This window comes from Pseudomonas sp. LB3P14, assembly GCF_054898045.1.
This window is the reverse complement of sequence record NZ_CM142714.1, coordinates 5,137,140-5,162,569: the sequence shown is the minus strand read 5'-3', so window position 1 is coordinate 5,162,569 and position 25,430 is coordinate 5,137,140. Positions and strand designations below refer to the sequence as shown.

General features: G+C 59.4%; 22 protein-coding genes and 1 tRNA gene. 18 read left to right on the top strand and 5 right to left on the bottom strand.

Annotated features, from left to right (window positions below):
- Nucleotides 1-139 precede the first annotated feature (139 nt).
- Genes pgaA through pgaD form a run of 4 tightly spaced genes read left to right on the top strand, consistent with a single transcriptional unit; the run spans nucleotide 140 to nucleotide 6,511 of the window.
- A complete protein-coding gene (gene pgaA / locus ACYZT5_RS23635) occupies nucleotides 140-2,620 on the top strand; it encodes a poly-beta-1,6 N-acetyl-D-glucosamine export porin PgaA (RefSeq protein ID WP_462047635.1) in 2,481 nt (826 codons plus the stop codon).
- A 12-nt stretch (nucleotides 2,621-2,632) separates the two neighbouring features.
- Nucleotides 2,633-4,630 carry a poly-beta-1,6-N-acetyl-D-glucosamine N-deacetylase PgaB gene (gene pgaB, locus ACYZT5_RS23630; RefSeq protein WP_462047634.1) on the top strand — a complete coding sequence of 666 codons (1,998 nt, stop codon included), beginning with the start codon at nucleotides 2,633-2,635 and terminating at the stop codon, nucleotides 4,628-4,630.
- 1 nt (nucleotide 4,631) lies between these two features.
- Complete coding sequence (gene pgaC, locus ACYZT5_RS23625) at nucleotides 4,632-5,987, top strand: poly-beta-1,6-N-acetyl-D-glucosamine synthase (RefSeq protein ID WP_462047633.1); 1,356 nt, start codon at nucleotides 4,632-4,634, stop codon at nucleotides 5,985-5,987.
- The gene (gene pgaD, locus ACYZT5_RS23620) at nucleotides 5,984-6,511 is read left to right on the top strand and encodes a poly-beta-1,6-N-acetyl-D-glucosamine biosynthesis protein PgaD (protein ID WP_462047632.1); all 528 of its coding nucleotides are present in this window, start codon (nucleotides 5,984-5,986) and stop codon (nucleotides 6,509-6,511) included. Before pgaC ends, pgaD begins: the two co-directional genes overlap by 4 nt.
- Here the strand turns inward: pgaD and ACYZT5_RS23615 are convergent.
- A complete protein-coding gene (locus ACYZT5_RS23615) occupies nucleotides 6,508-8,037 on the bottom strand; it encodes an FAD-dependent oxidoreductase (RefSeq protein WP_462047631.1) in 1,530 nt (509 codons plus the stop codon). The genes pgaD and ACYZT5_RS23615 overlap by 4 nt on opposite strands.
- Before the next feature lie 139 nt (nucleotides 8,038-8,176).
- On the opposite strand from ACYZT5_RS23615, the gene ACYZT5_RS23610 reads away from it, so the two are divergent.
- From ACYZT5_RS23610 to ACYZT5_RS23575, 8 genes are all read left to right on the top strand, one after another.
- Nucleotides 8,177-8,737, top strand: a complete 561-nt coding sequence (locus ACYZT5_RS23610) for a YbhB/YbcL family Raf kinase inhibitor-like protein (protein ID WP_462047630.1) — start codon at nucleotides 8,177-8,179, stop codon at nucleotides 8,735-8,737.
- An 87-nt stretch (nucleotides 8,738-8,824) separates the two neighbouring features.
- The gene (locus tag ACYZT5_RS23605) at nucleotides 8,825-10,537 is read left to right on the top strand and encodes a vWA domain-containing protein (protein WP_462047629.1); all 1,713 of its coding nucleotides are present in this window, start codon (nucleotides 8,825-8,827) and stop codon (nucleotides 10,535-10,537) included.
- 1 nt (nucleotide 10,538) lies between these two features.
- Nucleotides 10,539-11,105: an RNA polymerase sigma factor gene (locus tag ACYZT5_RS23600; RefSeq protein WP_462047628.1), complete on the top strand. Its 567-nt coding sequence runs from the start codon at nucleotides 10,539-10,541 to the stop codon at nucleotides 11,103-11,105.
- Complete coding sequence (locus ACYZT5_RS23595; RefSeq protein ID WP_462047627.1) at nucleotides 11,102-11,731, top strand: hypothetical protein; 630 nt, start codon at nucleotides 11,102-11,104, stop codon at nucleotides 11,729-11,731. Before ACYZT5_RS23600 ends, ACYZT5_RS23595 begins: the two co-directional genes overlap by 4 nt.
- A gap of 20 nt (nucleotides 11,732-11,751) precedes the next feature.
- Complete coding sequence (locus ACYZT5_RS23590; protein WP_462047626.1) at nucleotides 11,752-12,027, top strand: hypothetical protein; 276 nt, start codon at nucleotides 11,752-11,754, stop codon at nucleotides 12,025-12,027.
- Complete coding sequence (locus ACYZT5_RS23585; RefSeq protein ID WP_462047625.1) at nucleotides 12,024-12,215, top strand: hypothetical protein; 192 nt, start codon at nucleotides 12,024-12,026, stop codon at nucleotides 12,213-12,215. Before ACYZT5_RS23590 ends, ACYZT5_RS23585 begins: the two co-directional genes overlap by 4 nt.
- Before the next feature lie 451 nt (nucleotides 12,216-12,666).
- Complete coding sequence (locus tag ACYZT5_RS23580) at nucleotides 12,667-12,921, top strand: type II toxin-antitoxin system HicA family toxin (RefSeq protein ID WP_046047280.1); 255 nt, start codon at nucleotides 12,667-12,669, stop codon at nucleotides 12,919-12,921.
- Nucleotides 12,918-13,250: a type II toxin-antitoxin system HicB family antitoxin gene (locus ACYZT5_RS23575; RefSeq protein ID WP_046047281.1), complete on the top strand. Its 333-nt coding sequence runs from the start codon at nucleotides 12,918-12,920 to the stop codon at nucleotides 13,248-13,250. Before ACYZT5_RS23580 ends, ACYZT5_RS23575 begins: the two co-directional genes overlap by 4 nt.
- 119 nt (nucleotides 13,251-13,369) lie before the next feature.
- On the opposite strand, the gene ACYZT5_RS23570 is transcribed toward ACYZT5_RS23575, so the two are convergent.
- Nucleotides 13,370-13,446: transfer RNA gene (locus ACYZT5_RS23570), tRNA-Arg, on the bottom strand.
- A 349-nt stretch (nucleotides 13,447-13,795) separates the two neighbouring features.
- On the opposite strand from ACYZT5_RS23570, the gene gabD reads away from it, so the two are divergent.
- The 3 genes from gabD to ACYZT5_RS23555 all read left to right on the top strand — a co-directional run bounded on the left by gabD (nucleotide 13,796) and on the right by ACYZT5_RS23555 (nucleotide 18,064).
- Nucleotides 13,796-15,238 carry an NADP-dependent succinate-semialdehyde dehydrogenase gene (gene gabD / locus ACYZT5_RS23565; protein WP_462047624.1) on the top strand — a complete coding sequence of 481 codons (1,443 nt, stop codon included), beginning with the start codon at nucleotides 13,796-13,798 and terminating at the stop codon, nucleotides 15,236-15,238.
- A 184-nt stretch (nucleotides 15,239-15,422) separates the two neighbouring features.
- Nucleotides 15,423-16,700: a 4-aminobutyrate--2-oxoglutarate transaminase gene (gene gabT, locus ACYZT5_RS23560; RefSeq protein WP_462047623.1), complete on the top strand. Its 1,278-nt coding sequence runs from the start codon at nucleotides 15,423-15,425 to the stop codon at nucleotides 16,698-16,700.
- Between the two features lie 149 nt (nucleotides 16,701-16,849).
- Nucleotides 16,850-18,064: an HDOD domain-containing protein gene (locus ACYZT5_RS23555; RefSeq protein WP_462047622.1), complete on the top strand. Its 1,215-nt coding sequence runs from the start codon at nucleotides 16,850-16,852 to the stop codon at nucleotides 18,062-18,064.
- Nucleotides 18,065-18,188: 124 nt separating this feature from the next.
- On the opposite strand, the gene ACYZT5_RS23550 is transcribed toward ACYZT5_RS23555, so the two are convergent.
- Complete coding sequence (locus tag ACYZT5_RS23550) at nucleotides 18,189-19,178, bottom strand: GGDEF domain-containing protein (protein ID WP_462047621.1); 990 nt, start codon at nucleotides 19,176-19,178, stop codon at nucleotides 18,189-18,191.
- A 142-nt stretch (nucleotides 19,179-19,320) separates the two neighbouring features.
- A complete protein-coding gene (desA, locus tag ACYZT5_RS23545; protein WP_462047620.1) occupies nucleotides 19,321-20,505 on the bottom strand; it encodes a delta-9 fatty acid desaturase DesA in 1,185 nt (394 codons plus the stop codon).
- 147 nt (nucleotides 20,506-20,652) lie between these two features.
- Here desA and dibA point away from each other — a divergent pair, with 147 nt between their 5' ends.
- Nucleotides 20,653-22,578, top strand: coding sequence for a phosphodiesterase DibA (gene dibA / locus ACYZT5_RS23540; RefSeq protein WP_462047619.1), 1,926 nt, complete (start codon nucleotides 20,653-20,655; stop codon nucleotides 22,576-22,578).
- A gap of 42 nt (nucleotides 22,579-22,620) precedes the next feature.
- Here the strand turns inward: dibA and ACYZT5_RS23535 are convergent, their stop codons facing one another.
- Nucleotides 22,621-23,790 carry an IS4 family transposase gene (locus tag ACYZT5_RS23535; protein WP_462046742.1) on the bottom strand — a complete coding sequence of 390 codons (1,170 nt, stop codon included), beginning with the start codon at nucleotides 23,788-23,790 and terminating at the stop codon, nucleotides 22,621-22,623.
- A 329-nt stretch (nucleotides 23,791-24,119) separates the two neighbouring features.
- Between ACYZT5_RS23535 and oscA the strand changes: the two genes are divergently transcribed.
- Both oscA and ACYZT5_RS23525 read left to right on the top strand, forming a co-directional pair.
- Nucleotides 24,120-24,302: a sulfur starvation response protein OscA gene (gene oscA, locus ACYZT5_RS23530; protein ID WP_007945260.1), complete on the top strand. Its 183-nt coding sequence runs from the start codon at nucleotides 24,120-24,122 to the stop codon at nucleotides 24,300-24,302.
- Between the two features lie 71 nt (nucleotides 24,303-24,373).
- Nucleotides 24,374-25,387, top strand: a complete 1,014-nt coding sequence (locus ACYZT5_RS23525) for a sulfate ABC transporter substrate-binding protein (RefSeq protein ID WP_462047618.1) — start codon at nucleotides 24,374-24,376, stop codon at nucleotides 25,385-25,387.
- The last annotated feature ends 43 nt before the right edge of the window (nucleotides 25,388-25,430 follow it).

Sequence of the window (25,430 nt, the reverse complement as noted above, 5' to 3'; positions counted from 1 at the left end):
GTGTTCTCAATAGCGCACCACACTCGCGTGCAAGACTGCGCCCCGATCAAGTTTGGCTGGGTCACCTGAACCCGGCTTTCCGTTACGACTGGGCAAGGAGGGCATCACGACCCGGCTGGCCATGTAAGGATGCTGACAAATGCCGCGTATTGATGGTCCCTTTTTTCATCGTGGTTTACGCCCTTTGTTTCGCGTTGCGCTGTGCAGCCAATTACTCTGGCCGGCACTGGCGTTTGCCAATACCCCTTACGACCAAATGGTGCTTGATGCCCGGGCCGGACATTACACCCCGGCGCTGAGCATGTTGCGCCAGGTGCCCGTGGATCAGGCCACCACCGGACAGATCAGCGATCATTTGCAGATCGCTGGTTGGGCCGGCCTGGACGCCGAAGTGGTCAAGGTCTATGAGACTCAGGGGCGCGATCGGGCGCTGCCGGTCCAGGCCTTGACCGCCACCGCGCGGGCCTATCGCAATCTCAAGCGCTGGGATTCGGCGACCCAGGTGTACACCAAGGCCCTGGCGCTTGAGCCCGAAAACCCTGACCTTCAATTGGGTCTGGCGCTGACCCAGGCCGACGCCGGCAAAACTGATGAATCGGTGACGCGTGCCAAGGCGCTGGTGGCTGCCAAACCGGATGATCCCTCCCGCCGTCTGGCCCTGGCCTACGCCTTGACCCGCGCCGGCAATCATTACGACGCGCTGTTCGAATACGACCAGGCCTTCATCCGCGCCGGCAATAAACCTGAAGTCGCCCGCGAATACGTGGTTGCACTGCAACGTGCGCGCCTGCCGGAACCGGCCTTGCGCCTGGCCCATCAGCGGCCGGGGCTGATTGATCCGGTCACGTTGCGCAGCATCGAAGGTGACCTGGCCGCCGAGCGTGTGCGACTGGCCGAACTGGCCACCCGCAGCGAAAAAGAACGCTACGTGATCGCGGATCGGGCGTTGGCCGATTACGACACATTGATTGCCACCTGGTCTGCGGACCCACGGGCCCACGAAGACGTCGTCCGCTGGCGCATCGACCGCATGGGCGCTCTCAAGGCCCGGGCCCGAACCGCTGAGGTGATCACCCAATATCAGAAACTGCTCGCTGAAGGGGTGAAGATTCCGACCTATGCCCTGCGTTGGGTGGCGTCGTCTTATCTGGATCAGCGTGAGCCGGAAATCGCAACCGACCTGTATCGCCAGGTACTGGTGGCGCCGGACGCCGATGTCGGTGATCGCCTGGAAGACAGCACCGCGCTTTACTACGCCTTGCTCGAAAGCGATAAGGCGGACGAGGCGCGCAAAGTGGCCGAGGACCTGGCCAAAACCCAGAGACCACGGGTAGAACTCAAGGGCTTGCCGGTAGGCGACCCCAATGATGAATGGATGGATGCCCAGCAACTTGCCGCCCAGGCCGGAACCTACGGTTCCGATTTGCCCCACGGCGAGGAGCGTTTGCAGACGTTGGTGGATCAGGCGCCGGGCAACATTGGCCTGCGTCTGGCCCAGGCTGATCTGTACCTGGCGCGTGACTGGCCGCGGCGCGCCGAGAACCAGCTCAAGGAAACCGAAAGCATGGCCCCGCGGGACGTCGGGCTGGAGGTCGCACAGGCTCACACCGCCATGGAGCTGCAGGAATGGCGGCAGATGGATGCGTTGACTGACGATATCGTCGGGCGTTTCCCGGACAACCGGCAGGTGCAGCGATTAGCGCGCCAGCGTGAAGTGCATGACATGGCCGAACTGCGCGTGGAAGCCTATGGCGGCAAGAGTTATGGCGGTGGCGACAGCGACGTCGGGGCGGTTAACGGCAGCCGTGATTTCGGCATCGAAACCACACTGTACAGCCCGCCCATCGATGAAGACTGGCGCGTATTTGCCGGCGCCGGTTATGCCACGGGCGATTTCCAGGAAGGCACTGGACACCATCGTTGGCAACGAGTCGGCCTGGAGCGGCGGACCCGCGACATGACCCTCGAAGCGGAAGTCTCCAACCACGCCTATGGCTTCGGTGACAAACAGGGCACGCGCCTGGCCATTGCCCGTGACATCAACGATCACTGGCAGTACGGCGGCAGCCTCGAATATCTGTCGGCGCAAACACCGTTGCGGGCCTTGAACAGCGACATCACCGCCAACGGCGGCAGTGGCTTCATCCGCTGGCGTGCCAACGAAAGTCGCGAGTGGAAACTGGCCGTCAGCCCGTCCCACTTCAGCGATGGCAACAACCGCGTCGAAGCCGTGCTCACTGGGCGCGAAGGCGTCTACAGCGCGCCGGGGGTGCAAGTCGACCTGGGCCTGGAAGTGGGCACCAGCCACAACTCCAAGTCTGACGATGTGCCGTACTTCAACCCCAAATCCGACTTCAGCGTCCTGCCGACGGTGAACGTCAATCACGTGCTCTACCACCGCTACGAAACCTCCTGGAGCCAACAGTTCCAGGCCGGTGCGGGTACCTACAGCCAGCGCGATCACGGAACCGGGGGTATCGGCTTGCTCGGCTACGGCCAGCGCTACAGCTGGAACGACGTGTTCGAGGTGGGTGGTTTGCTGAGCGTGATCAACCGGCCCTTCGATGGCGATCGGGAAACCGATCTGCGCCTGCTTGTCGACCTCACTTACCGCTTCTAGAAGAGTTTGAAGATGCCTTTTATTTCGCGTTTCAGCCTCCTGCTGGGAGTGCTGTTAATCAGCGCCTGCGCCCAGCAGGCACCGGCCTTTGCGCCGCCGTCCGAGCGCCCGATGCCGGTCAACGAAACCCCGTGGCCGAAAAACCATGTGCTCGGCATCGCCTACCATGATGTCGAAGACCGCGACCCCGACCAGGCCGTGGTGGCCGTGCGCACCGAGCGCATGATCGAGCAGCTGGCGTGGCTGCGGGAGAACAACTACAAACCGGTGACCGTCGACCAGATCATGGCCGCTCGCAACGGTGGTCCCGAGCTGCCGCCCAAGGCGGTTCTGCTGAGTTTCGACGATGGCTATTCGAGCTTCTACACCCGCGTCCTGCCGGTGCTGCGCGCCTATAACTGGCACGCACTGCTGGCGCCGGTCGGAAGCTGGGTCGATACGCCGCTGAACCAGCCGGTGGATTTCGCCGGTACGCCGCGCAAGCGGTCGGACTTCCTGACCTGGGATCAGGTGCGTGAAATCTCGACCTCCGGGCTGGTGGAAATCGCCGCTCACACCGATGCCAATCACAAAGGTGTGCTGGCCAACCCTCAGGGCAACCTGCAGCCGGCCGCCGCCACCCGTCGTTACGATACGGTCACCGGCCGGTACGAAACCGAGGCTGAATTCCAGGCTCGCCTGCGCACTGACGTTGCGGCGATCTCGGAGAAAATCCGCAAAGTTACCGGTATTAGTCCGCGCGTTTGGGTTTGGCCATACGGCGCCGCTGATGGCACTGCATTGCAAGTCGTCGGCAGCCAGGGTTACCAGATGGCCCTGACCCTGGACGACGGCCTCGACACCCTCGACAACCTGATGAGCAGCCCGCGTTTCCTGGTGGCCTCTGACCCGGACGGTGAGCATTTCGCCAACAGCATCGTTTCGGTGCAGTCCGAACCGCCGATGCGGGTGGTGCATGTGGACCTCGATAACGTCTACGACGCGGACCCGGCCCAACAGGAAATCAACCTCGGCAAATTGATCCAGCGCATGGCCGACATGGGCGCCAACACCGTGTTCCTGCAAGCGTTCGCCGATCCGAAGGGCGATGGCCTGGTGCACTCGCTGTACTTTCCTAACCGTCACCTGCCGATGGCCGCTGACATCTTTGACCGCGTGGCTTGGCAGTTGCGCACTCGGGCCCACGTCAAGGTTTACGCCTGGATGCCGGTGTTGAGTTTTGCCCTGGATTCGAAGCTGCCACGGGTGACTCGTTGGGACCCGAAAACCGGCACCACGTCGGTCGACCCGGACCAGTACAAGCGTCTGTCGCCGTTTGACCCGAACGTGCGACGCATCATCGGTGAGATCTACGAAGACGTGGCGCGCCTGACGTCGGTCGACGGCATCCTCTACCACGATGACGCGGTGTTGTCGGACTTCGAAGACGCCGGCCCGCAAGCGCTGAAGGTCTATGCCGCCAACGGGCTGGCGGGCTCGATTGCCGCGCTGCGTGAGGATCCGGCCGCGATGCAGCGCTGGACCCGCTTCAAGAGCCGTTACCTGATCGATTTCACCAACGAGCTCACCGCCAAGGTCCGCGCCATTCGTGGTCCGCAGGTGGAGACGGCGCGCAATATTTTTGCCGAACCGATGCTCAACCCCGACAGCGAAGCCTGGTATGCCCAGAACCTCGACGACTTCCTCGGCACCTACACCTGGACGGCGCCGATGGCCATGCCGCTCATGGAAAAACAGAGCCAACAGCAATCAGGTCCGTGGCTTGAAAAGCTGGTCGCCAGCGTCAAGACCCGCCCCGGCGCGCTCAACCGCACGGTGTTCGAATTGCAGGCCCGGGACTGGACGAAACAGACCGACGCCGACATCGATGGCGAGCAACTGGCCGACTGGATGAGCCGCCTCAAACGTCAGGGCGCGACCAGCTTCGGCTACTACCCCGACAACTTCCTCGAGAACCTGCCGGACTTGAAAGCCGTGCGGCCTGAGCTCTCCAACAAGTGGAATCCCTAACATGCTGGATAGACTTCTGGCCCTGCTGGTTCTGGCGATTGTCCTCGGGATTCCCCTTGGACTGATCTTCCTGGTCACCGGGCAATTCCTGATGGACTTCGTGTTTTTCTACCCACTGTTCATGTCCGGGCTGTGGATCGCTGGCGGCCTGTATTTCTGGCTGCACTGGGAACGTCACTGGCCGTGGGAGCGCGACACATTGCCGCCACCGCTGGAAGGCGAGCCGATGATCTCGATCCTTATCCCTTGCTACAACGAAGGTGATAACGCCGCCGACACCATTCACGCAGCGTTGGCGCAGCACTACCCGAACATCGAAGTGATTGCGATCAACGACGGCTCCAAGGACAACACGGCCGCCGTACTCGACGCATTGGCGGCGCATGATCCACGTCTGCGGGTGCTGCACCTGGCGGAAAACCAGGGCAAGGCCGTGGCCCTGCGCATGGGTGCCATCGCGGCGCGCAGCGAATATTTGGTGTGCATCGACGGTGACGCGCTGCTGGCGCCGGACACCGCGGCTTATCTGGTCGCGCCGATGCTCGACAATGCGCGCCTCGGCGCCGTGACCGGCAACCCGCGGATTCGTACCCGATCGACCCTGGTAGGCCGGGTACAGGTCGGCGAGTTCTCGTCGATCATCGGGCTGATCAAACGCACCCAGCGGGTCTTCGGGCGAATCTTTACCGTCTCCGGCGTGATCGTCGCTTTCCGTCGCACGGCGCTGAACCGGGTCGGCTATTGGAGCCCGGACATGATCACCGAAGACATCGACATCAGCTGGAAACTGCAACTGGATCACTGGAGCATCTTCTACGAACCCCGTGCGTTGTGCTGGATCCTGATGCCGGAAACCCTCGGTGGATTGTGGAAGCAACGACTGCGTTGGGCCCAGGGCGGCGCCGAGGTGCTGTTCAAGAACATTCGCGGCATCTGGCAGTACCGTCATCGCTACCTCTGGCCGCTGCTGTTCGAATACTGCCTGTCCACGGGGTGGGCCTTCACCTTCCTGCTCTCGGTGATCTTCTGGGGCGTGGGCAAGTTCATCGAAATGCCCGACGCCATCGCCGTCCATCACCTGATGCCGCCGGCCTTTACCGGGTTGCTGCTGGCGCTGGTCTGCCTGATGCAGTTTGCGATCAGCATTTTGATCGACCGCCGTTACGAGAAAGGGCTGTGGAAAACCATGTTCTGGGTGGTCTGGTATCCGCTGGTGTTCTGGCTTATCAGCCTGCTCACCACCTTGGTCAGCTTTCCCAAAGTGCTGTTCGGCCAACATCAGAAGCGTGCGCGCTGGGTCAGTCCGGACCGAGGCATCAAGCCGTTGGACGACGATGAAGAGGAAGTCATTGGATGAAAATCATCAGAACCCGGCAGCGGCCTTTTCTGGTCGTAATCGATGTCTTTTTCACCGTACTGGCGTGGATCGGTCTGCTCTATTTGCTGCTAAGCGGACTCTGGCCATTGTTCGATTCCCGCGACGGCCCACGTATCGATGCGTCGGTGTTCGACGCGCTCGGCACGTTGCAGATTTATCTGTGGGTGGCGCTGTTGAACGCGGTGATCCTGATTTCGTGGGCACGTTATCAACAGCGCAAAAGCAAGCGCTACGCCCAGCGCCGTCTGCCGGCACCGGTGGTGGACGATCACGGTCTGAGCAAAAGCTTCAAGCTGAGCGGTGATCGGTTGCAGAAACTGCGCACCCTAGGATCCATGACCATCCACAACGATCAGGAAGGCGATGTCAGTCATGTCGTCACTCATTTCTTCCCGATCACACCGACGCTGAAACCGTCCGCCCTGGCGCCGCTGGAGCATCCGCGGGTGATACGCCTACCGGCCGAAGAAGACGACAACAGAGAGCGGCTGAACCACGTTTAGCCGATGTCCCGAATCAGCCGCCATGCCTCGTCCACCGGCAGCGGCTGCTTCATCCGTTCGGCGAGCAGCGCTATCGCACGTTCTTCATCGCAAGCTACCGCGGCGACCACCAATCCTTCCTTGCCGAACAGCCCGATAAAGGGTGGATGGTCGGGGTCGCCTTTGAACTCGACCTCGTCCCAGGTTTCGGCGTGTCCAAGGTAGTCGTAGTTTTTACCGAAGTGCCAGGTCCAGAAATAGGGCACACCGAGGTAATGCTCGTCGCCGCCAAGCATGTTCATCGCCGCGATCCGCGCCTGTTGCTGTGCCAGGCGCCAATGTTCGATCCGTTGAGGCTGGCCGTTGAGCGGGAAGGTCGCGATATCGCCGGCAGCCCAAAGCCCATCGGTCACGCGCATCCCGCCGTCGACTTTCAGCGACTGGTCCTTTTCCATGGGCAGGCCAGTAAATGCGCCAGTTGCCGGGCTGACACCAATGCCGACCAACACCAAATCCGCCGGTATACGTTGGCCGTTGTCCAGACGCACCGCTTCCACCCGGGCTGTTCCTTCGATGTGCGTTGCTTCGCCATCCGTATGAAACACCACGCCGTTGGCCTCGTGCAGGGCACGAATCGCTTTGCCGACCGCGTCGCCAAACTGTTTGGCGAAAGGCACTGAGTGGCGGGCCAGAACGGTGACGTCCAGGCCGTATTGACGCAGGGAGGAAGCGGATTCCATGGCGATAAAACTGTCGCCGATGATCACCGCTCGTTGGCCTGGTTTTGCCGAGTCCAGAATTCGCTGCGACTGATCCTTGGAACGCAGCACGAACACCTGCGGCAGGTCGGCGCCAGGCAGCGTAAGAGGATTGGGTGTGCCACCGGTGGCGAGCAGCGCGGCGTCGTAGCTCAGCGATTGACCATCAGCCAACTGCAACGTCTTGTTCACGGCGTCCAGGCTCGCCACTTCAGCGTTTATTCGCTCAATGCGCTGTTCGCGATAAAAGTGTTCATCACGCAGCGGCGGGACTTCTTCCGGCGGCATCTCCCCGGCAATCACGAATTTGCTCAATACGGTGCGGTCGTAACCGGCGTCGGTTTCACGGTCGATCAACAGCACCCGGCCACCGAAGCCTCTCTCCCGTAGCGCCGCCGCACCCGCCGTGCCTGCGGCGCCGGCGCCTATGATCACAAACGTGCGCTCATCGTCCGCCGGTGGGGTGTGAGCGTCGGACATCGGCTGATCGTCGACCCAGACCTCGTCATCGCGCATTTCCAGCGGATAACGCTTGAGGCTGTCCAGAGCTGGCGGTTCACATAGCGCGCCGTCTTCGATCCGAAACGTTCCCTTGTGCCACGGGCAGATCAGGCGCCCATGACACAGCGCACCCTCGACCAGCGGTGCGCCGGCGTGGGGGCATTCACCCTGATAGGCACGCAATTGATCGCCGACCCGCAGCAGGACAATTTTCGTGTCCGCGATCTGGACTTCAAGGCCCCGGTCTTCGGGCACATCGGCGAAACGGGCGACGCGGTGCAGAGCCATGATCATTCTCCAGGCAAGCGTTTCACTTAAGAGTTTGGCGCTTATCTCGAGGTTCAGCCAATTCCCGCTGCCACCGAACGAACGGTCCGGCTATAGTTTGCACGCCGACGACGGCCCCACCCGCACAAGGTGCTCCGGTATGACCCGATTGACCTCTCTGAACCCTTGGCTGGCGGCCGTTGCAGTCGCCCTTTGCGTGCAGTTTCCGGCGCAGGCCCAGGAGCGTTTCACCCTGAACATTCCAGGTGTCACCGACGATCGACTGTTCACCTCGGCGGCTGCCAGCGATGCGCCCAATTGTGGTGGGCACAACCAGTCACCGGCCTTGAACTGGAACGCCGGGCCGGCGGGTACTTTGAGCTATGCCATCGTCATGCACGATCCTGACGGCCAAAAAGGCCAAGGCGTCGATCACTGGGTGCATTACGGCATCAAAGCCACGACTCATCAGATTGCCGCCGGCGTCGGCGCAAAATCCGCTCTTGAAGGCGTCGGTGGCACCAACAACAAAGGCACCACAGGTTATGTCGGTCCTTGTCCGCCGGTCGGCGACAGTGCGCACCACTACATCATCCAGCTCTACGCCCTGGACCTGGCCCCGGAAGCTTTACCTGCCGGCCTGACGCGCGCGCAACTGCTGGAAAAAATCAAAGGCCATGTGTTGAAAAACAGCAGTGTGGTGCGGCGTTATCACCGCTGAAGTTTTTTTCAGCGGTCTTAACCCGAATCTACGGGGCTGTCCGTCTCAGAGGATGAATGGATCAATTTCCTCCTGAGGTCAGCCCCCATGTCCCTCCCTCTGCATTTCCTCCGCCCGGCCGCCCAGGGTTTCGCCGCCGGGTTGCTGCTGGCCATTGCCGGTTGCGGCGTTTCATCCAAGCCTGATTCCGCTTCTGTGTCGCCACCGGCTCAAGGTGCACTGCCGGCTGAAGTCTTGGTGCGCAGCGAGGCCGTCATGGCGGACACCTCGATGGCCAAGCGCAGCGTGCGTCCGGCACCGACGGCGAGCTTTGCGCCGATGCCGGCGGGCGAGGCATCTCCGCAGGGCTATCGGGATGAGCAGCGGGAGCAGTATCAAGCGCTGGCGGATAATCCGATTCACAGCGTGGCCGAAGCGCCCGTCTCGACCTTCAGCGCCGACGTCGATACCGGCGCTTACGCCAACGTCCGTCGCTTGCTCAATCAGGGGCGCCTGCCACCGGAAGGTGCGGTCCGACTGGAGGATATGGTCAATTACTTCCCCTACGATTACGCATTGCCCACCGATGGCTCGCCCTTCGGCGTGACCACAGAGCTGGCGCCGTCGCCGTGGAACCCGCATACCCGATTGCTGCGCATCGGCATCAAGGCCTCGGACCGCGCGGTAGCGGAGTTGGCCCCGGCGAACCTGGTGTTTCTGGTGGACGTGTCCGGCTCGATGGACCGACACGAGGGTTTGCCGCTGGTCAAAAGCACCCTGAAATTGCTGGTCGATCAATTGCGCGAGCAGGACAGGGTCTCGTTGGTCGTCTACGCCGGCGAATCGCGTGTGGTGCTGGAGCCGACCTCAGGACGCGACAAAGCGAAAATTCGTACCGCCATCGATCAATTGACCGCCGGCGGCTCCACTGCGGGTGCGTCAGGCATCGAACTGGCCTATCAGATGGCGCAGCAGGCGTTTATCCCCAAGGGCATCAACCGCATCCTCCTGGCCACCGACGGTGACTTCAACGTCGGCATCAGCGACTTCGACAGCCTCAAGCAAATGGCTGTGGATAAACGCAAGACCGGCGTTTCCCTGACCACGTTGGGGTTTGGTGTGGATAACTACAATGAACACCTGATGGAACAGTTGGCCGATGCCGGCGACGGCAACTATGCCTACATCGACAACCTGCGCGAGGCGCGCAAGGTGCTGGTGGATCAGCTCGGCTCGACCCTCGCCGTCGTGGCGAAGAACGTGAAGCTGCAAGTGGAGTTCAACCCGGCACAGGTCAGTGAATATCGGCTGTTGGGGTATGAGAATCGTGCGTTGAAGCGTGAGGATTTCACTAACGACAAGGTTGATGCCGGTGAAGTGGGTGCAGGGCATACGGTGACTGCGTTGTACGAAATTGTGCCCAAGGGTGAAAAGGGTTGGCTGGAGCCGCTACGGTATGGCAATCCTGGGGCCGCTGTTTCCGAAAATACGGGGGAATTGGCGATGTTGCGAGTGCGATATCAGTTGCCTGAGGGTGGGAGTAGTCGCTTGATCGAGCGGCCGATCGTCAATGGTCAGGTCGGCAAAGCCAGCGATGACTTGCGATTTGCAGCGGCCGTGGCGGCGTTTTCCCAGCAGCTCAAGGACGGGCGTTATACCGGTGATTTCAGCTTGGAAGACACGGAAGCCTTGGCCCGTGGCGCGCGGGGTGATGATCGATTCGGTCTGCGGGCAGAGTTCGTGCAATTGGTGGAGTTGGCGCAGAGCCTGCGAACCACGACCGCCTCCAATAGTGAGCCGCATAAAGGAGATTACAACTGACATGTCAGCTCCTGAACCGAGCGACGAATCGCTGCTGGCCCGTTATCGCGCAGGCGACGGGCCGGCGTTCGAGATTTTGTACGCTCGTCACCGCCAAGGGCTCTACCGATTCCTGCTCGGCCTGAGCGGCAAGTCCGAACTGGCCGAAGAGGTTTATCAGGAAACCTGGTTGAGCCTGATCCGCAGCACCAGTCAGCCACAAGGCCGGGCGAATTTTCGTACCTGGCTTTACCAGATTGCCCGCAATCGACTGATCGATCACTGGCGCAAGCACGGAATCCACAACCCGTTGCACGACAGCTACGACGAACAAACCCACGCCCTGATCGATGACACTGCCGATCCCGAACAACTGCTAAGCCTGAGCCGCGACAGCCAGCGCCTCGAAGCGGCCCTGCAAAACCTGCCCGCTGACCAGCGCGAAGTGTTCCTGCTCCGCGCCCACGGCGATCTCGATTTGCCGCAGATCGCCACCCTCACCGAAACACCGCTGGAAACCGTCAAAAGTCGCTTGCGCTACGCCCAGCAAAAACTGCGTCGGCTGCTGGCCGAGGAGGTACTGACATGACTGACGCCCGACCTACACCAGAAGACCAAGTGCTGAAGCATTTTCGCGAGCATACGACCGGCGAACCACCGTCCCATCTCGACGCTTTCATCCTCGCCACAGCGCAACGCGAAGTCCCTGCACAGAAACCAGGTCTGTGGAAACGCTGGGTTCAGGCCTGCCAGAAACCCCGTTGGCAAGTCGCATTTGCCAGCCTCGTCGGCGTGGCCCTGATGCTTGCACTGGTGCAACGCACGGAGGAGCAACCGCCGAGTTACGACTTCGCCCCTGCACCCAAAGCGTCTGCACCGGTCGCCAAAAAAGAAGCTGCAGAAGCACCCCCTTCGGTCGCTCGCTCGCTAACTGCCCCGGCCGGCGCGATGTCCGCACCCGCACCTGCGGCGCCAATGGCCGATTTCGCCGCACCCGCGCAGAGCGAATCGATCAATGCCGAAATGGCAGAAGAAGCAAAGGTCAGCAAACGGGCAGCAGCTCCGGCGAAAACGCTGGATGAGCAATTGCGTGAAGTGGTGCGCCTGCAAAAGGCCGGTCAGACGCAAGCCGCCGATGCGCTGTTGAAGACATTGCACAAGCGTTTCCCTGACGAAAACCTCACGGCCCGACTCAAGGCGTTGCAGAAAAACTGAAGGACACAGCAGTCGCCAATTTGGCATCGACGGCGGAAAGCGCGCACTATCGGCCCATAGCCGATGCGTTGGAGGAAGCCATGGCGAAAAAAATCGACCGCATCGCCCAAATGCTCAACTGCCCGGTGAAGGGCGAGGAATTACGGCGAGCGGTTACTGAGAGTCGTAAGGAGTTTCTGCTGGCGAAGCAGGCGGAAGAGGCGGAAGACGCGGTAGAGGAAGACGTTCTTGATGATGAAGTGGTCGAGGACGAAGAGGATGATGAATACGACGAGTTTGATTGGACGACTGAATGAAAAACCGCATTAAGCCCGTTTCCGACCATGACACGGGCTCACAGCTTGATCGGTTACAAGCTTCCGAAATTATTGAAGCCATTGCAGCTAGCCGTATCGATCCACGTCCTAATATTGCTGCCGAAACAGTGTTTGCAGAGATTGATGCGCTCATTGATGAGATTAATGCAGAGCAAAGTGGCTCGTAGGAGGCGCTACTCTTCAAATTGCGGATCCCGACAATTGTCTAGTCCTGAAATAGGTTTACACCTGTTTCACCCTAACGCTCGATGCATCGCATCGGGCGTTTGTATTTTAAGGACGGTTGTCTCTGCTTTGATTGGGACGCCAGTGCCCGACTGCAGTTGACGAGAAGTCCTCAACCCTTGCAATCGTCCACAACACGGCCTCTATCGGTTGAAGTGCTTCGGTGCTGAGACTGCTTAGGGGTTTTTTATTGCCTAGGATTTTTCCGTCTTACCGGTCGAGTTTCTGTCAGTCTTGGTCACTTCTATCCGTCCAGGCCCAGAAGAATCAGATTCGGGAAGCCATCTTCCAGCTGGGAGCATCAATTGGCCGCCATGCGCTTGGGGTGTGGACAGGGCCGATGAGTCAGGATTCACGGTTGCTTTCTTTTGCGCGGTATCATAATTTCATACCATGAATAACAAACAGCTCAGCACCCTGAAAGCAGTATTCTCAAGGCCGACCCCAGCCGCGCTGGAGTGGGCCCGTATCGAGTCTTTATTCGGTGCCGCTGGCGCCAAGACCATTGAAGGCAATGGGTCCCGGGTGCGCTTTGAGCTGAACGGTGTGGTCGCCACCTTTCACCGACCACACCCGGACAAAGAAGCAAAGCCCTACCAGGTTCGTGATGCTCGGGCTTTCCTTGAACAAGCAGGAGTCACCCCATGAGCGTAATGAATTACAAAGGCTATGCCGCCCGAATTGAATACAGCGAGGAAGATGGCCTGTTTGTCGGCCATATTGCTGGTATCAGAGATATTGTTGGGTTTCATGGCGAGTCAGTACAGGAGCTTCGAGATGCATTTGAAGAGGCCGTCACTGATTATCTGGAGACTTGCGCCAAGCTCGGGCGCACGCCGCAGAAGCCCTATTCTGGCCACCTCAGTCTGCGCTTAGCGCCGGCACTCCACGCAACTGTCGCCGTAAAAGCGCAGCTAGCGCACAAGAGTATCAATCAGTGGGTAGCTGAGGTTCTTGATCGTGAGGTGCATGCCTGACCACTGCCATTGCACCTTCCTGAAAAGAAGCCAGAAGGTGTAAACCTTATTCAGGACGAAGCAGCACCCACAAAAAAGCCCCAGACCCTAAGATCTGAGGCTTTCTCGTTTCTACTATATGGTGCACCAGGCGGGATTCGAACCCACGACCACTGCCTTCGGAGGGCAGTACTCTATCCAGCTGAGCTACTGGTGCAATGCGGGCGCCATGATACTCATATGCGTTGCGGGCGTCCATGCTGCTGAATCGCCTGCGGTTTTCCAAAGCGTAACCTGTGTTTGCTACGTTGATCAGAAAAATTAGGCAAATGCGGCGTTTTCGTTCTTTTTTTCGAACAGGCTATTGTCCTTTACCCCCTTTGATCCTAGGATTCGTTTGAGATTTCAAACGCTCTTGTCTGGGTGCTGAACCGCACGAGTTTCAATCAGTGCGTTATTTATGTGCTTCAGCCCGGTGAATGATTTCCCTGACGGCAGCCTATAAGGCGCCTTTCTACAATCATAATTTGCTCCGCGCGTGCGCGGTGCTGTTAAGGAAAGCCGACATGCAGCTTAAAGACACCCAGTTGTTCCGCCAGCAAGCCTTTATCGATGGCGCTTGGGTTGATGCGGACAATGGTCAGACGATCAAGGTCAACAACCCGGCAACGGGCGAAATTCTGGGCACCGTGCCGAAAATGGGCGCTGCCGAAACCCGCCGTGCGATCGAAGCCGCTGACAAAGCGCTGCCGGCCTGGCGTGCACTGACCGCCAAGGACCGTGCGAACAAGCTGCGTCGCTGGTTCGAACTGATCATCGAGAACCAGGATGACCTGGCTCGCCTGATGACCCTGGAACAGGGCAAGCCATTGGCCGAAGCCAAGGGCGAAATCGTTTACGCCGCTTCCTTTATCGAGTGGTTCGCCGAAGAAGCCAAGCGCGTCTACGGTGATGTGATTCCGGGCCACCAGCCAGACAAGCGCCTGATCGTGATCAAGCAGCCAATCGGCGTGACCGCTGCAATCACTCCGTGGAACTTCCCTGCCGCGATGATCACCCGTAAGGCCGGCCCGGCTCTGGCCGCCGGTTGCACCATGGTGCTCAAGCCTGCTTCGCAAACTCCGTTCTCGGCATTCGCTCTGGCTGAACTGGCTCAACGTGCCGGCATTCCGAATGGTGTGTTCAGCGTTGTTTCCGGCAGCGCCGGCGACATCGGCAGCGAGCTGACCAGCAACCCGATCGTGCGCAAACTGTCCTTCACCGGCTCGACCGAGATCGGTCGTCAGCTGATGGCTGAATGCGCCAAGGACATCAAGAAAGTCTCGCTGGAATTGGGCGGCAACGCGCCGTTCATCGTGTTCGACGACGCGGACCTGGATAAGGCCGTCGAAGGCGCGATCATTTCCAAGTACCGCAACAACGGCCAGACCTGCGTCTGCGCCAACCGTTTGTACATTCAGGATTCGGTCTACGACGCGTTCGCCGAGAAGCTGAAAGTGGCCGTGGCCAAACTCAAGATCGGCAACGGTCTGGAAGACGGCACCACCACTGGCCCGCTGATCGACGAAAAAGCCGTGGCCAAGGTTCAAGAGCACATTGCTGACGCGATCAGCAAAGGCGCGACCGTTCTGGCCGGTGGCAAGGTTATGGAAGGTAACTTCTTCGAGCCGACCATCCTGACCAACGTGCCGAAGAACGCTGCCGTGGCCAAGGAAGAAACCTTCGGTCCATTGGCTCCGCTGTTCCGCTTCAAAGACGAAGCCGAAGTGATCGCGATGTCCAACGACACCGAGTTCGGTCTGGCTTCGTACTTCTATGCTCGCGACCTGGGTCGTGTATTCCGTGTGGCTGAAGCCCTGGAATACGGCATGGTCGGCGTCAACACCGGGTTGATCTCCAACGAAGTCGCGCCGTTCGGCGGCATCAAGGCGTCGGGCCTGGGCCGTGAAGGCTCCAAGTACGGCATCGAAGATTACCTGGAAATCAAATACCTCTGCCTGGGCATCTAAGCCCGGGCCAGGCATTGCTTCAAGCACAAAGGGCACGAGAGCGCTGTCCCTTTGTGCGCTTCAAACGGAATTTTCTCTGTGGCCGGGAAAGCTATGGCAGTCGATCATCGCATGCTGCCGTAGTTGCCTCCCCGCCGCATTTTCCTTGAACCACGCCGCCCGATGAGCGGTGAATGAGGACTTTATGAGCAAGACTAACGCATCCCTGATGAAACGCCGCGAAGCCGCTGTACCACGCGGTGTTGGCCAGATTCACCCGATCTTCGCCGAGTCCGCGAAGAACGCCACCGTGACCGACGTTGAAGGTCGCGAGTTCATCGACTTCGCCGGCGGTATCGCTGTGCTGAACACCGGCCACGTGCACCCGAAAATCATCGCCGCCGTGACCGAGCAGCTGAACAAGCTGACCCACACTTGCTTCCAGGTGCTGGCTTACGAACCGTACGTAGAAGTGTGCGAAAAAATCAACGCCAAGGTGCCGGGTGATTTCGCCAAGAAAACCCTGTTGGTGACCACCGGCTCCGAAGCCGTGGAAAACTCCATCAAAATCGCCCGTGCTGCCACTGGCCGTGCCGGCGTGATCGCTTTCACCGGCGCGTACCACGGTCGCACCATGATGACCCTGGGCCTGACCGGTAAAGTCGTGCCTTACTCGGCCGGCATGGGCCTGATGCCAGGCGGCATCTTCCGCGCGCTGTACCCGAACGAACTGCACGGTGTGAGCATCGACGATTCGATCGCCAGCATCGAACGCATCTTCAAGAACGACGCCGAACCGCGTGACATCGCTGCCATCATCATCGAGCCAGTTCAGGGCGAAGGCGGTTTCTACGTCGCGCCTAAAGAGTTCATGAAGCGCCTGCGCGCTCTGTGCGACCAGCACGGCATCCTGTTGATCGCTGACGAAGTGCAGACTGGCGCTGGCCGTACCGGCACTTTCTTCGCCATGGAACAGATGGGCGTTGCTGCCGACCTGACCACCTTCGCCAAATCCATCGCTGGCGGCTTCCCGTTGGCCGGTGTGTGCGGCAAGGCCGAATACATGGACGCCATTGCTCCAGGCGGCCTGGGCGGCACCTATGCCGGTAGCCCGATCGCTTGCGCCGCGGCCCTGGCCGTGATGGAAGTGTTCGAAGAAGAACACCTGCTGGACCGCTGCAAGTCTGTCGGCGAGCGTCTGGTCACTGGCCTGAAAGCCATCCAGGCCAAATACCCGGTGATCGGCGAAGTCCGTGCCCTGGGCGCGATGATCGCGGTTGAGCTGTTCGTCGACGGCGACAGCCACAAGCCGAACGCTCCAGCAGTAGCCGCCGTTGTGGCCAAGGCTCGCGACAAAGGTCTGATCCTGCTGTCCTGCGGCACTTACGGCAACGTTCTGCGCGTCCTGGTACCGCTGACTTCGCCGGACGAGCAGCTGGACCAGGGCTTGGCGATCATCGAAGAGTGCTTCTCGGAGCTTTGATTTAAGTTGCACTGATCGATGTGTGAACTGATCGACAAAAAACCCGCTTCGGCGGGTTTTTCGTGTCCGCGGAACACATCGATGGCAAATGCACTATATCGAATGGCCGGCATTGACTAAGGTGCAAGCGCTACCTTTGGAGTGTGTAAATGATTGCTGTGGTGTTACCCGCTGCACCGCGTGTGCTGATTGCCGAGGCCGACCCCTGGTCCCGCGACCTGCTCAAGCAGGTTTTGTTGAATGTGCGCTGCGACGCACGGCTGGATCTGTGTGCCGATGGTCAGGAAGCGCTACACCTGTTGGCGGAAAATCCTTACGACCTGGTGATCGTCGACTGGGAGTTGCCCGGCATCGATGGTTTGAATGTCTTGCGCAGTGTCCGTCAGCGTAAACGCAACCCACCGCTGCCGTTCATTCTGATGAGCAGTCGCAACGACAGCGCCAGCGTGCGCGAAGTCTTGCCCCTTACGCCTGCGGCGTACCTGACCAAACCCCTGAACATGGAAAATCTGACTCACCGCCTGCAGGATTTGCTCCTGAACGCCGGTGAGGAGGTGTCTTGCGAGACGCCTTCATTGGCGCCGGGCATCACCTTGTCGGCGTACCTGGAGCATCGTCGTGAGTTTGCGGACGGTGCGCCGCTGATGACTGACGTGCAGTTAGCGGTCAAGCGCAGCCTCAATCCCAACGGCCTCGATTTGACTGTGCTGGAGGACGAGATCCGCACCGATCCGCAGATCACCGCGGTGCTGATCGCCGCCGCCAACAGCGCCGCCCATCACCTGGGTGCCACGGTACAGACTCTGTCCCAGGCGCTGCACCGCCTCGGTACTGCGCAAAGCATGAACCTGATCCTGGGACTGGCGCTTAAGCGTAGTGCCCGCCTCAGCGATCCATTTCTGGCCGACTATGCCGAACGTTATTGGGGGTTGTCGCTGCGCACTGCCGAATATGGCCGGACCCTGGCGCGCTTGCTGGATCTGGATCAGGAGCGTTGTTATTGCGCTGGCATGCTGCATCGCCTCGGCGACCTTGCGCTGTTGCGGTGTTTGCAGGAATGGAAGCAGGCCGGTGGTGAGCTGGATGAATGGGAGGAGGTCGGCGAGGCGCTGGCTGAATTCGGCGCGGCCTATGGTTCGGCGCTTCGCACTCGCTGGCGCCTGCCGCTGGAGCTGCGAGAGCTGATTGCGGCGGCCTACCAGCTCGGTGGCGGGGTTTACTCCCGCGAAGCGCTGGTGATGAACATGGCTGCGCAATTGGCGCGGCTGACCGAGCATGAGGGCGTTGAGGAGCTGGCGAAGAGCCGGACTGCGCGGTTACTCAAGATCGGATTGCCGGAATTGATGCGTTTGCGCAAGAAGTAGGTCTAGATCGTTCCCACGCTCTGCGTGGTAATGCCGCCCCGGACGCTCCGCGTCCCTTCGCAAGTCGTGACGCAGAGCGTCACAAGATGCATTCCCACGCAGAGCGTGGGAACGATCAAAAAACCTAGCTGGAAATGATGCGGTTCTTGCCCTGGCGTTTGGCTTCGTACATCGCCGCATCCGCGCGAGCAAACAGGCTGTCGATGCTTTCGTCCTCAGCGGTGAGGCTGGTCAGGCCCTGGCTGACGGTGATGCCGAACGTCTGGTCGTCATGGGTGAAACTTAATCGCTGAATCTCCCGTTGCAGGCGCTCGGCCACCTGCATGGCCATGTCTGGTGCGCAGCCGGGAAACACCGCTGCGAATTCCTCACCGCCAATTCGCCCGAACACATCACCGCGACGCAACGCCGAGCGACCGCTCTCGGCGATCCGCTGCAGTACGTTGTCGCCTTCCAGGTGGCCGTAGGTATCATTGACCACTTTGAAATCATCGATGTCCAGCAGTAGGAACGCCAGCGGCGTGCCTTGGAACCGTGCCTGTTCGAATTCACGGTGGGCGCATTCGAAGAAGTGTCGGCGGTTGCTGCTTTGGGTCAGCGCGTCGGTGGTGGCCAAGCGTTGTAACTCGGTTTCCATCTGCTTCTTGTCAGTAATGTCTTCGGCAATACCGACGATGATCACCGGTTGCCCCGGCTCGGCCTGGCGGTTGATGAAACACTTGTCACTGAGCCAGCGGACCTCGCCGTCGGCGGCAATGATTCGGTACTCGCGGTCTTCAACGGCGCCTTTGACCAGCACCTCGGCCAGGCTGCGTTCGGCATAGTCCAGGTCGTCGGGGTAAATGCTATCGCGCCATTGGTTGTAGTCGGACAGCAACAGGCCTGCGGAGCGGCCGAAAATCCGTTCATACGCGGGGCTGACATAGAGCACCTGACGGGACTCCCAGTCGAAGGCCCAAAGCACCGCGTTGACGCTCACCAGCAGAGCGCTGAACAGCTGTTCGCGTTCGCTAAGGCGCGCCACTTCGCCTTGTGCATGCATCAGCGCCAGCAAGGTTTGCGCGGCCTCGGGCCACTGCGGGAGGGATGAGTCTTGTAGGTTTTTATTGACCATCGGCACAAATCTCATAGGGCGTGTGCCGCTCGAGGTTCGAAAGCGGCCGGCCCGCCTGGATGGCGAAGTGTCTTTGAGATAGGGGATTTGGAGCTAAGTTCCGAAGGGTGCGCCCACGAACGGGGCGCACCGATCAACGGCGTCAGACAGCGGCGGGGCGCAGGGAGTAGGTTTTCAACTGATCGGCGAAGTCGCGCAGGGATTGAATCCCGCTGGCTTCGGCTTCGTGTACCCAATCCTTGATGGCGGCCAGCATGTCGTGACCATTTGAGCTGGTCTTGACCCAGATCTGCTGCAAGGCCAGGCGTTTCTCGTAAATTACCTTCAGCGCCTGACTGTGCTCGAGCATGGTCTGGATGCGAATGTGATGTTTGTCGTCCAGCAGGCTGGTTTCCCGCGAGAGCAAGCGCTTGGCACGGTGGAACTGGTGTCGGACCGAGTGATCGACCTTTTCCAGCTCTTGTTTGACCAGCGGCGCGATCACCAATTTGCGGTACTGGGCCATGATCTGGAAGCGGTTGTTGAGGATCGCCATGGCGGTGTCCATGTCCAGGTTGCCTTTGCCTTCGACCCGGTGGGCGATTGGCGCGACCCGCTGAACCTTGGCCAGACGCAGGAAGCTGAAGACCTGGATCCAGGCCCAGCCGAGATCGAATTCCCACTTCTTCACCGACAGTTTTGCCGAATTAGGGTAGGTGTGATGGTTGTTATGCAGTTCTTCGCCGCCGATCAGGATGCCCCAGGGCACCAGATTGGTCGCCGCATCGCGGCATTCGAAGTTGCGGTAGCCGATGGCATGGCCAAGCCCATTGACCACGCCGGCAGCCCACACCGGGATCCACATCATCTGGATGGCCCAGATGGTGATGCCAATGGTGCCGAACAGCAGCAGGTCGATGACGCCCATGATCGCCACGCCCAGCAGCGGAAAGCGGCTGTACAGGTTGCGTTCGATCCAGTCTTCGGGGCAGTTCTTGCCGTAGATGCGCAGGGTCTCGGGGTTTTCCGCTTCGGCGCGGTACAGCTCGGCGCCTTTGCGCAGAACGGTGGAGAGACCCTTGATGACCGGGCTGTGCGGGTCATCGACGGTTTCGCATTTGGCGTGGTGTTTGCGGTGGATAGCGGTCCACTCACGGGTGTTCTGCGCCGTGGTCAGCCACAGCCAGAAGCGGAAGAAATGTTTCAGGCCAGCATTGAGCTCCAGGGAGCGATGGGCTGAATAACGATGCAGATAGACCGTGACGCCAACGATCGTCACGTGGGTCATCAGCAGGGTGACTGCCACCAGTGACCAGGGCGACAAGCCGAGAAAACCTTCGTACCACATAGGCTATTGGGCCCTCGATAAAGAAAAAAACAGCCGTTGCATTATCACTAAGCCCACAGATAAAACCAGTCGCCCTTTCAGATAAGAGTGGCTGGATGTGTCTTTAAACTATAATTCCATCCTTCTTGAAGGGACATGGACGGCCGAATGTCTGCTACCTATCGCGATGCTCTGCGCGCAGCACTGCTCTACCTCCTGGTTTCCGTAGCTTGGCTGCAGTTCAGTGGCCATTTATTGAACAGTTTCTTCGATAGCTCTGCAGCGCTAATGCGATGGCAACTGATCAACGGTTATGCCTGGGTGGTGTTCAGCGCCGGGTTGATTTTCCTCGCTCGGGTGCGATTGTTCCGTTGCCTGGGGATCGGCGCAACGTTGCGTGAACGCACCGAAGACCGCGAGCGTTTGCGTCAGGCGGCCGCGGTATTCGATTGCACCCGTGAAGGGGTGCTGGTCACTGATTGCAAAGGCTTGATCGTTCATGTGAACCGGGCTTTTATGGAAATCACCGGCTATCAGCGTGAGGAGGTGCTGGGTCAGCTACCCAGTTTGTTCAAGTCCGGTCATCACCCGCCGGGTTTCTACCAGGCGATGTTCGCGACACTCGGCAGCACTGGCGAGTGGAGCGGGGAAATCTGGAACCGCCGCAAAAGCGGCGAGATTTACCCGCAATGGCAAACCATCCGCATCATTCACGACGACCGGCGGCGGGTTAGCCATTACGTCGCGGTGTTTTCCGACATCAGCGCGATCAAGAACTCCGAGCACGAACTGACGCACCTGGCCCATCACGATCCACTGACCGATCTGCCCAATCGACTGTTGTTCACCGATCGTGCCGAGCAGGCCCTGGCGTCGGCGCAGACTCACAAGCGCGGCTGCGCGTTGCTGATGATCGATCTGGATCACTTCAAGATGATCAATGACAGCCTCGGACACACCATCGGCGATCAACTGCTCAAGGCCGTCGCCGAACGCTTGAAAGCCATGTTCGGATCGGGGATCACCCTGGCGCGGCTGGGCGGTGATGAGTTCGCCGTGCTGGCTGAAAGCTGCCCGCAGTTGGTGCATGCCGCGGCGCTGGCTCAGCGGATCATCGAGGGTCTCAAAGAACCGTTCAAGATTGACGGGCATCAGTTGTTTATCAACACCAGCATCGGTATCAGCCTGTTCCCCAGCGATGCTTTGAATGCCGAACAATTGTTGCGCAACGCCGACTCTGCACTGTTCAAGGCTAAAAGTGCTGGCCGCGACGGCTACGCCCTCTACACCGAAGAATTGACCGCCCATGCCCAGCAACGGGTCGAGACCGCATTCGAATTGCGCCGTGCGCTGGAACAGCAGGAATTACGGGTTTATTACCAGCCGGTTCACGACCTCAAGAGCAGTCGCCTGATTGGCGTCGAAGCGCTGGTGCGCTGGGAGCATCCGCAGCGCGGGCTGGTGTCGCCGGCGGAATTCATCCCCATCGCCGAACGCACCGGTTTGATTGCCGAAATCGATGCCTGGGTCATGCAGCAGGCGTGTCAGCAGATGTGCCAATGGCAGGCGGCGGGTGTGCTGTTGTCGTTCGTCGCAGTGAATGTTTCGTCTCGTTTGTTTGCTCGTCGCGAGCTTTACCAGCAGGTGGCGCAGGTGCTGCACGACACCGGGCTGGATCCGGCGTATCTGGAGCTGGAAGTCACTGAAAGTGCGGTGATGGAAGACCCGGAAGTGGCGCTGGAGCAAATGCATCGGCTGCGGGAGCTGGGCGTTCGGCTGGCCATCGATGACTTCGGCACGGGGTATTCGTCGCTGCTGCGCCTCAAGCGATTGCCGGTACAGAAACTCAAGATCGATCAGGGCTTCGTTGCCGGGTTGCCGTGGGATGAGGATGACGCGGCGATTGTGCGGGTGATCATTGCGCTGGCCCAGAGCATGGGAATGCAGGTTCATGCCGAGGGGATCGAGCAGGTCGAGCAGGCGAGTTTCCTGCTCGAACACAGCTGCGATCTGGGGCAGGGGTACTGGTTTGGGCGGCCGGTGCCGGCCGGGCAGCTTGATTGGGATCGTGTTCCACAGATTCTCCAGCACTGATCATTCCCACGCTCTGCGTCACTAGTGTCCGGTAAACATGCTTCATAGCGGAAGGCTGCCTTGGGCAGCCTTCAACTTTTCTCGCTCCTGCCTTCGTCGATCCCTCAATACTGGGGTTTCGGGTCGTTCAAACAGGACATGAACTATGCGAACCGTCAGCTCGAACAACGAGCCGGTAAATCCTGAGCGACGATGGAATATTTGCAGTAACAGATAGCTGATCAAGGCACTGTAAATCTGCAAACGCACCGCATTTTCGGAGTAGGCATAAAAGCGTTTGAGCTTCAGATGTTGTTTGATCCACTTGAAAAATAGCTCGATCTGCCAACGATCTTTGTACAAGGACGCGATTTCTTCAGCTGTCCTCGTGAAGTCGTTGGTCACCAGAACTAATGGGGTCGCATGCCCCTCGCGCTCAACCACGACGCGTCTTACCGACTTTTCCCAGTAGTCGTTCAGGCGTTTGCCGGCCAAATGTTTTTTGCCAAACTGGACAACTTCATCGGTCATGACCGAGCTTTGCTCAGTCACGGTCGAGTGCTCATGCAGCACTTTGATATTGGCGTTTTTCTTCAGGCGGGTGACGAAAAAAGCACCTTTGGTCTGCAACTTGTGCCACCAGTTGTAATCGCAGTAGCCCTTGTCGAAAACATACGTCATGCCGGCCTGGATCGGCATTTCCAGTGCATCGCTCAGGTCGTTGACGTTGGCAGGCGTAATGTTCACGTACACCGGGGCCAGTTGCGCCAGATCCAGCCCGACATGCACTTTGAGGCCTTGGGTGATGCGGGTTTTCGTCGCGGCTGTCCAGCCATCGAAGTGAGGTCCGCGCAAGCTGATCGACGTGGAGTCAATCAGGCTAACCATAGCCCCGACCTCCTTGCGCTGCTGGCGGCTGACGGCGCTCATCAGGTACCCGCAAAGGTCCTGTAATGGCCGGTAGTCACGCTTGTTCAAGGCATCGGACATTGTCGAGCGGGCAATAGGGCCGGCTTTGAGATGGTAGCTATGCGGGCCGAAATTTTCGGAGATAGTCGCCAAGGACCGCAGGCTTGAGGCTTGGGTCAAATGGCCGCTGATCAGTGTTACCAGCAATTGCCAGGTCGTGCAGCGTTTGACGTAGCGATCAGCTTGGTGTGTTTCGATGGATTGCTGGAAAAACTGGCGCGGGATCGCACTGAGTAGTTGGGTTAAACGGGTGCTGGAAAACATAAGTCAAAATCGAGTCTGAAAAGTCCGATTATGCCTCACAGCCGCCAACAGCAAGGGGGAGCAAGCTCCCCCCTCGTGTTTTACCGGACACTAGTGACGCTCTGCGTGGGAATGCATCCTCTGACGCTCTGCCTCACAGGCATGGACGCAGAGCGTCCCGGGCGGCATTCCCACGCAGAGCGTGGGAACGATCAACCTACGATCAGTCTTCTGGTTATATAAACATTCTTAAATAGTCTTTTTAAGAATATCCGCGCTTATCTACTATTGCTCTCACGCCGCAAGCAGTCCCGCCACTGCCAGGCATCTCTAGTCGAAGGAGCAGCACCATGAGCGCATCCCTACGTAGCGTTGACGGCCAGGACGAAGCAACCATTTTGCGTGAGATCCAGAGCGCCTTGCGCGATCTGCGTTTTGGCGCAGTGGAGATCACCGTGCACAACGCCCAAGTGGTCCAGATCGAACGCAAAGAGAAATTCCGTTTGCAGAATCCAAGCAACAAACCAAGTTAAAAAACCGGCAACCCGATTCCAGCACACCATAAGAAAAAGCCAACACAATCAGAATTCCAGGAGCTTTCACCATGTCGTCGATTCGTCATTTCGCTTTGGCCGCCCTGGCCAGTGCCCTTTTTGCTGGTTCCGCGGTTGCCAAGGATTACGAACTGCTCAACGTGTCGTACGACCCGACTCGCGAGCTGTATCAGGACTACAACGCTGAATTCGTCAAGTTCTGGCAGAAAGACCATGCTGGCGACAGCGTGAAAATCCAGCAGTCCCACGGTGGTTCGGGCAAGCAGGGCCGGGCGGTGATCGACGGTCTGCGCGCCGACGTGGTGACCTTGGCCCTGGCCGGTGACATTGACGAAATCGCCAAGCTCGGCAAGACCCTGCCGGCGGATTGGCAGAAGCGTTTGCCGGAGGCGAGCACGCCGTACACCTCGACCATCGTGTTCCTGGTGCGCAAGGGCAACCCTAAAGGCATCAAGGACTGGGGCGACCTGGTCAAGAACGACGTGTCGGTCATCACCCCGAACCCGAAAACCTCTGGCGGTGCACGCTGGAACTTCCTCGCGGCCTGGGCCTATGGCCTGAAAGCCAATGGCGGTGACGAGGCCAAGGCAAAAGAATACATACAAACCCTGTTCAAGCACGTGCCTGTGCTGGACACCGGTGCTCGCGGTTCGACCATCACCTTCGTCAACAACGGTCAGGGCGACGTGTTGCTGGCCTGGGAAAACGAAGCCTTCCTGGCGCTGAAAGAAGACGGCGGCGCTGACAAGTTCGAAATCGTCGTGCCTTCGCTGTCGATCCTCGCCGAACCACCGGTGGCTGTGGTCGACAAGAATGCCGAGAAAAAGGGCAACGAGCAGATCGCCGAAGCCTACCTCAAGCACCTTTACAGCCCGGCCGGTCAGGAAATCGCGGCGAAAAACTTCTATCGTCCACGTGACAAGGATGTTGCGGCCAAGTACGCCAAGCAGTTCCCGACACTGGACCTGGTGACCATCGACAAGGACTTCGGCGGCTGGAAAACGGCCCAACCGAAATTCTTCAACGACGGTGGCGTATTCGACCAGATTTATCAGGCGCAATAATCTGAAATAAGCCATAAAACGAGCCTCGAATTGCGATTCGAGG